We start from the raw sequence: 7,640 nt of genomic DNA, 5'->3' as shown, positions 1-7,640 counted from the left end.
ATATCGGGAGAAGCAGGGTTTTCAACAAAAACGGGGAGTTATCAGTCTCCCCCGGACCCCCTCTTTTCAACACCATTATCACATTTATTTTTAAAGAAAACCTGTCCTAAGGATGGGGGGAATTATACTTATAATAAAATGACCAATTTGGGTATTACTAAATTATCCAATAACGACCAGTTAAATACAATGATTACTAATTACTACAACCAACGAGTAGTTGCCCAAAAACTATCACTGGCTTACTTGTTTGAAGAGTTAAAAAAATATCAAGACTATTTCAAGTATCAACAAGACTATTTTGATGGGTATCCTGTTGAAAAATTCCCTTCGCTTGTAAATGAAACTAAAGAAGAGCACGATAGCCTAAACAGGCTAGGGCTTATAAAATTTGCAACTTCAGCTAAAGGAAGAAAGCTCATCATTAGTGATTTAGGCAGTAAACAATATGCATTAACTGGTTTGGAATATTTTCAAGGTGCCACAGTCGCCTTATTAAATGCTGTTTACAATGAACTAAAACAGCAAGACCCTACGATAGACCCGTTACCTGAATTACCCCAAGAATTTAATTTTAAAGCCATTGAGCTACCCGAAGATACTCTAAAACAATACGTTGGAAAATATGAGTCAACTAAAGAAAACTATGTATTGATAGCATTTGAAAATAAAAAACTCTTTTTAAGTTATTATAATGAAGATGGCGGCAACATACCCAATAATGAAATTTTACCTTATGAAATGGATAAATTTTATATTGAAAAATATTTTCAACACGTATATTTTAATAGAGATAAAGGCAAGATAAAGAGTCTTGCTTTTAATCAAAAAGGAGAAAAAGAGTATCAAAAAATAGACTAATGCTATGATTAAACTCTTTAGAAATATCCGTAAAAAACTGCTTAGCGAAGGCAAAACCGCCAACTACCTAAAGTATGCCATTGGTGAGATTGTTCTCGTGGTCATTGGAATTCTTATTGCACTTCAAATCAATAATTGGAACGAACATAGAAAAGAACTTCAAAAAGAATCGGTAATAGTAAAAGAACTGTATAAAGAATTGCAGCAAAACTTAAAAGCAACAACGAAACACCGGCAACAAATTGAAGAAATAAACCAGGAAGTACTTTTCCTGCTTAATATAAGTGATGATTCGCTAAAATTATTGACCAATGAAGATCTAAACCAACATATTTTTAATTCTTCATTGATTTCACCTTTTACTCCCTTCAATCAAAAATTGAAAAGAATATTGGCTATAGAAAATTTTGGCTTTAGCCATTCAAAAACCCTTGTAAATGAACTTCAGGATTACAATAATTCGATTGAAGGTATTTCTTCAATAAACCTATCTGCCCGTGATGTATTTAAAAATAGGATGGTTCCCTTTCTAAGCGAAAATTTGAGTTTAAAAAATTTGATGCATGAGATTTACCCTGAAAAAATCACCAAAAATGATAGTATTGTTGATGTTGGCCCCATTATTAAATCTATGGCATTTGAAAATCTATATGCCGATTTGTTTGCATCTTACACTTCATACATTTTCGCTTTAGAGCGTAATATTGAATTAACAAAAAACCTAATAACGCATATCGAAAAAGCTTACCCGTCAGTTATCTCAACCAAATAAACTCATTCATGACTAAACTCTTTAGAAGATTACGCCAAAAACTACTTCAAGAAAACCGCTTTACCAAATACCTGTTGTATGCATTGGGTGAAATCATTTTGGTGGTCATAGGTATTCTTCTTGCACTTCAAATCAATAATTGGAACGAACACCGAAAGGAAGAAACCAGTAAGAAAAAATTGATGCTCAACATCAGAGCAGAACTGATGGAAAATAAATTGAGAATGGAGCATCACATCCTCGGTTTGCATAACAGCAATGCAATTTTGAACAAAGTGCTTCAGTTCTCCACTGGACCCCTACATATTCCCATGGATAGCCTAAAGCTGTATTTAAAGGAAATGCAGTACTATGGAGAATTGGGCATTCTAACTTCTGTTCAGGAAGAAGCCATCTCATCAGGGAAATTTGTCATGTTGAGTGACACGCTCAAACAACACCTCTCCATTTTAAAGGATAATATAGAATCCAGAAATTTAATCCGAGATCAAGGGAGTCAATTGTACACCAATGATATTGATAATAAATTTGACAAGCTTTGGGCCAAATTAGGTTTGGTATTTGAACTTCCTGAGCAGTTAAAGATTCATCCGACAATTCCCTTACACCCAGATTTTATGTTATCCGATGATGAAATTGCAACTTTGGTTAAAGATAGTGAAACCTATCTAGATCTATATAGGGTTTATCAAAACCAGTACAGCGATGAGATTTGGGTAAAGTTTAGTCTTGAAACTATTACAAACAGAACCATTAATTTGATAGATGAGGAATTAGCGGAAAATTAATCCTTTGGAAAACTTGACTCGCGAAGTAGAAAACTAGAACTTTCGAAAAACTATACCAAACCAATATGATTAATCAACCGAAATTCATGCTTTTTGTTTTGCTTTGCTACTGCATAACAGCCTGCCAACCAAAACCAACCCCAAAAGAAGCGTTGGAAACCAAAGTCCGAACACAAATCGATACCATTGAAGGTGATGTGGCAGTGGCGTTCCTAAATCTCTCTGACCCTGCGGATAGTCTCCATATCAATGCCAACCAAGAATTCCACGCCGCCAGTACCATGAAGGTTCCCGTGATGATTGAACTCTTCAAACAACAGGCTTCAGGAAAAATCAACCTGAACGATTCCATCCTTCTTGTCAATGAGTTTAAGAGCATTGTTGACGGTAGTCCCTACAGTATGGACATTGCGGATGACAGTGATGATGTCATCTATGATAAGATAAACACCAACGTGGCACTCAAAGATTTAATGTACAGCATGATCACCGTAAGCAGCAATCTGGCCACCAATGTGCTGATTGAGCTAGTGGATGCCAAAAAAGTGACCGCCACCATGCGGGATTTGGGTGCGGATACTATTGAAGTCCTACGGGGTGTTGAAGATATCAAGGCTTATGAATTGGGGCTTAGCAATTCAACAACGGCAAAGGACCTACTTGTCATTATGGAAGCCATTGCCATGAACAAGGCAGGAAACGAAACGGACTGTCAGGATATGCTTCGTATTTTAAAAGACCAACAGTTCAATGACATGATTCCGGCCAAACTCCCCATAGACGTTGAGGTTGCCCATAAAACCGGGTCCATAACCGGTGTGCACCATGATGCGGGCATTGTGTACCTGCCCAATGGAAAAAGCTATGTATTGGTGCTGCTCTCCAAAAACTTAAAGGATTTTGATAAGGGCACTAAACAACTGGCGGACATTTCAAAAACCTTTTATGACCACATGATGAATCAAAAACATTGATTTTCAATACTTAATTCTCTTCAAAAAAAATGTAACAATTTATACAGTTCTTAGTCTTATAGGCTTTCATCAAAAAACATTCATCATGATAAAGTCTAGAAAGGCAAATACAAGCATTGCCCTGATTTTTGTTTCTTCCATTTTTCTTATGACATCCTGTTCAAAAGAGAGTTTGAGCAATGATCTGGAAAATGATAAATACCTATCCATACAAGATGCGCATTTTGAACAGTTGCTCATTGACCAAGGAATCGACACAGATGGTACAATAAACCAGCAAATGTTGAGGGAAGATGCGGAACAGGTCAATCGATTGGACTTAAACCTCGATAATCACTTCGGTGAAATTGAAGATTTAAAAGGTATCGAAGGGTTTACAAATATTACTTTTTTATCAGCAGCCGGACAAAACCTTGTGGACATCGATGTTAGTTCCAATACAAAATTGGACACTTTGTACCTTCAGAACAATTATCTCACCACCCTCGACCTGAGTAAAAATACCGATCTGATCTTGGCGCATGTGTTGGTAAACGAATTGACCGAGATTGTTGGACTGGAGCAAGCAACACAATTAAAGGAATTGAACCTGTCCTATAACTACTTTGAGGATTTTAGCATTACCAATGCGTCCATTGAGCATTTGCTCATGAGCGACAACCTTTTGACCTCTGTCGATTTGACCGAAGCCCCCAATTTAAAAAGTATTTTATTGACCACGAATCAACTGAGCTCGGTAGATTTCAGTGACAATCCGTCTCTGGAAACCTTAGTGATTTCCAACAATAAGCTGCAGCACATCAATCTTGATGGTAATCCGAACCTGATGTATTTTTATGCCTCATCCAACGAAATGACCCGTTTGGATGTGAGCCAGAACACAGCACTCATAGATCTACGTGTGGATAGAAACCCAGACTTAAACTGTATTAAAATACAGAGCGGGCAGGAAATACTCTCGGTCACATTATCCGAATACCAAGCATTGAACGAGGATTGCCAGTAAACGCTCGGATAGTACTACTACCCCCCTTAACCTTTTTACCATTCACCTTTTACCCATAACCGTTAACCTTTTCACTTTTACTTTTTTACTTTTCACTTTTCAATAACAATCCGCTCAATACACTCCCACAGCCCTTTTATGTTGAAGAGCGCATCTTTTTCCACTTCATCCAAAGGTTCGGAGGAATGGTACACCGCAATATTGTGCAGCAGTTTTAGGGATTTTACCAGATCGGGACCATCCAAGGCATCGGCGTAGTCCAACAATTGGATTTGTGCTTGGGTTAGCATTTGGGAAATTTCGGGAGCGCTTTGCGCATTCGTGTTACTGCATTGGGGGCAGTTTTTTTGACCATCTTGTGTTGACATAAGTAAGTAGGTTATTAATGAAACAAAAAGGGAAGGTCACCGTCAACACATTCCAAGCAATGCTCAGATAGGTCTCGGGACTTGCACCCGTATGCCTTCCCAGTTTTTTCTGTTTAAACCGATTTTGAAATTTTCGCATTGCGAGATTATTAAAATGTGTTGACGACTCAAATATACATTTTCTCCCGAAACTGAAAATAGCGGGTCGGTTGATAACTTCTTACAACTTGGCAGGTTAACTTATTGATTTTGAGGGAAATTTCGTTGAATTTAGAGTGCTATTGGATTTTTAGTCCAAAAAAACCTGTTAACTGTAATAAATAAAGAACAATGAATATTGGAATAATTTTAGGAATTAGCGAGTATAAGAACGCTGCCAATAATCTACCTGGCTGCCATAAAGATGCTAAGGCAATACACGATATTATGGTTAAAACTGGTAAGTACGATGATATACTTTATATCAATGAAAAACTTGAAAGTGCTATAATCAAGGAAAGACTCACAGAATTCATTGCAGATCATAAAAAGGACGACATATCAGAATTACTTCTCTACTATACGGGGCATGGTGAGTTTTTTAATGATGAATTCTACTTTCAATTATCAGACTATGACGAACATAAACGAAAACAGACTTCGCTACAAAATGAAGAAGTTGACAACCTCATTAAGGCGCTTAGTCCTGATTTAGTGGTTAAAATTATTGATGCTTGCCAATCTGGAAAATCTTATATCAAGGAGGCAAATGGCATCAGTAAGTATTTCAAGAAGACTCAAGAACGATTTAATAGGTGCTACTTCTTAAATTCGTCTTTGAATGATCAAAGTTCATATCAATCCGATATTATTAGTGACTTTACCAAAAGCTTCATATTATCAATAAAGAACCACAACAGCACTGAAATACGATATAAAGACATTATTGATTTTATTTCAGACGAGTTTGAAGGTAACACATCCCAGACACCATTCTTCGTTATACAGGCAGACTATACAGAGAAGTTCTGTTCAATAGACAAACCATTAAAGGAATATTTGGAAACACTGAAATTCAATATTAAAACAAAGGAGGCAGACAAGTCAGAAGCAACATCATTATTGGATCAAATTAAGAAAAAGGCCGAAGGTTATAGTGGGAAAGAAGAAGCTTTACAACTCATTACGACCCTCAAAGAGAAAGTAGACAAATTTTCTTTAGAAGGTGACATCGAAAGTATATTTGAACTTGATATTAGCTTTCATGAAGGTTATGATCCAATTGTAAAGGAAAACATTATTGGTAAATGGCTCAAAGACAATGACCATGAATATTTTGCTCAATCAAAGCACAAAAGAGTTCGGAAAGACAGATATACAAACCCTTATGGTTCACTCTCGTTTGGTAGAGTTCAAATACTTGGGCAGGAGAATAATGATGAATATGAATGGATAATGGACGGATTTGACTTGGATGTTGAAGTTCCCTACAAAACAATTGTATTTAATCTAAATTCTCAATTTCCTAATGTTGATTCTTTTACGTGCCGTGTTATTTATCTCATTTCAAAAAGAGAGATTGCATTTTTTTACTTTACTACAAACTTTGAAGAAAAGAATTGGGACAAGAAAACCTTAAACACAAATATTGAATGGTTTCATTCAGCTTATCCAATTACAAAAACAGATGAAGTTGTTTCGGGTTTAAAAAAAATATTTGATATGTTTCAAAACAAAATAAATAATATCCTCAATGAAACTTTTAATGAAAAGAAAAAAGGAGAAGAATGATTGCTTAAGCCAACAAAACCAATAAAGTAAATGCTTGTATATAAATATAGGAGTGGAACAGACAATGATTTAATAGCTATTGAAAACAATCAATATTGGTCGTCTTCTATTCAACAATTAAATGACCCGTGTGAAGCAACTACTGACACAAAAAGAGTAAAACATTTTCTGAATTATATTGGACAAAAAGTTGGAGCCAAAACTAAAGAAGATTTCGAGTTAATCAATAACAATACTGATGAGGTTTTATCGATGGACGATAAGATGGGTATTTACTCACTCTCCAAAACACCGTTAGACGAATTACTTTGGGCTCATTATGCTAATTCGCACAAAGGATTTTGCATAGAATATGATTTAGAAGTTTTACTGAAAAATGACGGAAAAAATCATGTTCATTCTTTTCCTGTTGTATATTCAAAAGAGCCACCAAGCATTGGCTTTTTGGACATCATAAGAAACAAACAAAATGACCTCATTAAGAAGTTTGCTTTTTATAAATCAAAAAGGTGGGAATATGAGCAAGAACATCGAATTGTAACCAGTAAAAAGGGACTGAATTCCTACGATTACAAAGCATTGAAATCAATTTATTTTGGTCTAAAAACTAGTGCATCAGATAAAAATCAAATTATAAACCTATTAAAAGAAAGAGGAGTAAATTTTTATCAAATAGAATTAGAAAAAAACAGCTACTCCTTTAAAGCTGTAAAAGTTGAGACTGAAAGCTGTATTGATTCTAATTACCTAAAGGAAATACTAATTTCTAATGGTAAATCTATAAAATTTGAAATCATAAAAAGCAAAATATTCAATTCTGGAGGTATTGGAGAATTCAAAGTATTATTAAAACAAGAATTAAATAAATCAGAAATTGAAACTTTAATTAACTATTTGAAAAAGAATTTATTTAATGAAGGAAAAGTAATGTTCTTTGAATTCTTTACTGACCAAAATGAAATTGATAACTTACCATGGGTTTCAGCGGAAATAAAAAAAGGAAAAATAGAAATACAATTCAATTATGAAAAATAACCATACATAATAACAGCTAAAACCCATTGCTTTCCCTCCCCTAAACCAAATTCCCTACTTTTATTA

8 protein-coding genes are annotated in these 7,640 nt (G+C 35.1%); 7 read left to right on the top strand and 1 reads right to left on the bottom strand.

Going from position 1 to position 7,640, the window contains the following annotated elements; translation table 11 throughout:
• The 5 genes from PY092_RS14665 to PY092_RS14645 form a co-directional block, all read left to right on the top strand.
• Positions 1-861: hypothetical protein (locus PY092_RS14665; RefSeq protein ID WP_275616554.1), on the top strand; the 861-nt coding region annotated here is incomplete at its 5' end.
• Positions 862-865: 4 nt separating this feature from the next.
• Complete coding sequence (locus tag PY092_RS14660; RefSeq protein WP_275616553.1) at positions 866-1,633, top strand: DUF6090 family protein; 768 nt, start codon at positions 866-868, stop codon at positions 1,631-1,633.
• A gap of 8 nt (positions 1,634-1,641) precedes the next feature.
• A complete protein-coding gene (locus PY092_RS14655; protein WP_275616552.1) occupies positions 1,642-2,421 on the top strand; it encodes a DUF6090 family protein in 780 nt (259 codons plus the stop codon).
• A gap of 86 nt (positions 2,422-2,507) precedes the next feature.
• On the top strand, positions 2,508-3,395 hold the full coding sequence (locus tag PY092_RS14650) for a serine hydrolase (protein ID WP_275616551.1): 888 nt from the start codon (positions 2,508-2,510) through the stop codon (positions 3,393-3,395).
• Positions 3,396-3,480: 85 nt separating this feature from the next.
• Entirely contained in the window at positions 3,481-4,401 is a 921-nt protein-coding gene (locus PY092_RS14645) for a leucine-rich repeat domain-containing protein (RefSeq protein ID WP_275616550.1), read from the top strand.
• Between the two features lie 92 nt (positions 4,402-4,493).
• Here the strand turns inward: PY092_RS14645 and PY092_RS14640 are convergent, their stop codons facing one another.
• Positions 4,494-4,769, bottom strand: a complete 276-nt coding sequence (locus tag PY092_RS14640) for a hypothetical protein (protein ID WP_275616549.1) — start codon at positions 4,767-4,769, stop codon at positions 4,494-4,496.
• A 330-nt stretch (positions 4,770-5,099) separates the two neighbouring features.
• Between PY092_RS14640 and PY092_RS14635 the strand changes: the two genes are divergently transcribed.
• Positions 5,100-6,539 (top strand): caspase family protein, encoded by a 1,440-nt coding sequence (locus PY092_RS14635; RefSeq protein ID WP_275616548.1) that lies wholly within the window; start codon positions 5,100-5,102, stop codon positions 6,537-6,539.
• A 30-nt stretch (positions 6,540-6,569) separates the two neighbouring features.
• Positions 6,570-7,574 carry a DUF2971 domain-containing protein gene (locus tag PY092_RS14630; protein ID WP_275616547.1) on the top strand — a complete coding sequence of 335 codons (1,005 nt, stop codon included), beginning with the start codon at positions 6,570-6,572 and terminating at the stop codon, positions 7,572-7,574.
• Positions 7,575-7,640: the final 66 nt, after the last annotated feature.

The sequence above is a fragment of the Flagellimonas yonaguniensis genome, assembly GCF_029193885.1.
Lineage (GTDB): Bacteria > Bacteroidota > Bacteroidia > Flavobacteriales > Flavobacteriaceae > Flagellimonas > Flagellimonas yonaguniensis.
The sequence above is the reverse complement of the archived record's forward strand: the minus strand, read 5'-3'. Positions and strand labels throughout refer to the sequence as shown.

Coding starts and splice junctions, on each gene's coding strand:
- PY092_RS14645 (WP_275616550.1), top strand. CDS start 3,481: ATGATAAAGTCTAGAAAGGCAAATACAAGCATTGCCCTGATTTTTGTT.
- PY092_RS14660 (WP_275616553.1), top strand. CDS start 866: ATGATTAAACTCTTTAGAAATATCCGTAAAAAACTGCTTAGCGAAGGC.
- PY092_RS14650 (WP_275616551.1), top strand. CDS start 2,508: ATGCTTTTTGTTTTGCTTTGCTACTGCATAACAGCCTGCCAACCAAAA.
- PY092_RS14635 (WP_275616548.1), top strand. CDS start 5,100: ATGAATATTGGAATAATTTTAGGAATTAGCGAGTATAAGAACGCTGCC.
- PY092_RS14630 (WP_275616547.1), top strand. CDS start 6,570: ATGCTTGTATATAAATATAGGAGTGGAACAGACAATGATTTAATAGCT.
- PY092_RS14640 (WP_275616549.1), bottom strand. CDS start 4,769: ATGTCAACACAAGATGGTCAAAAAAACTGCCCCCAATGCAGTAACACG.
- PY092_RS14655 (WP_275616552.1), top strand. CDS start 1,642: ATGACTAAACTCTTTAGAAGATTACGCCAAAAACTACTTCAAGAAAAC.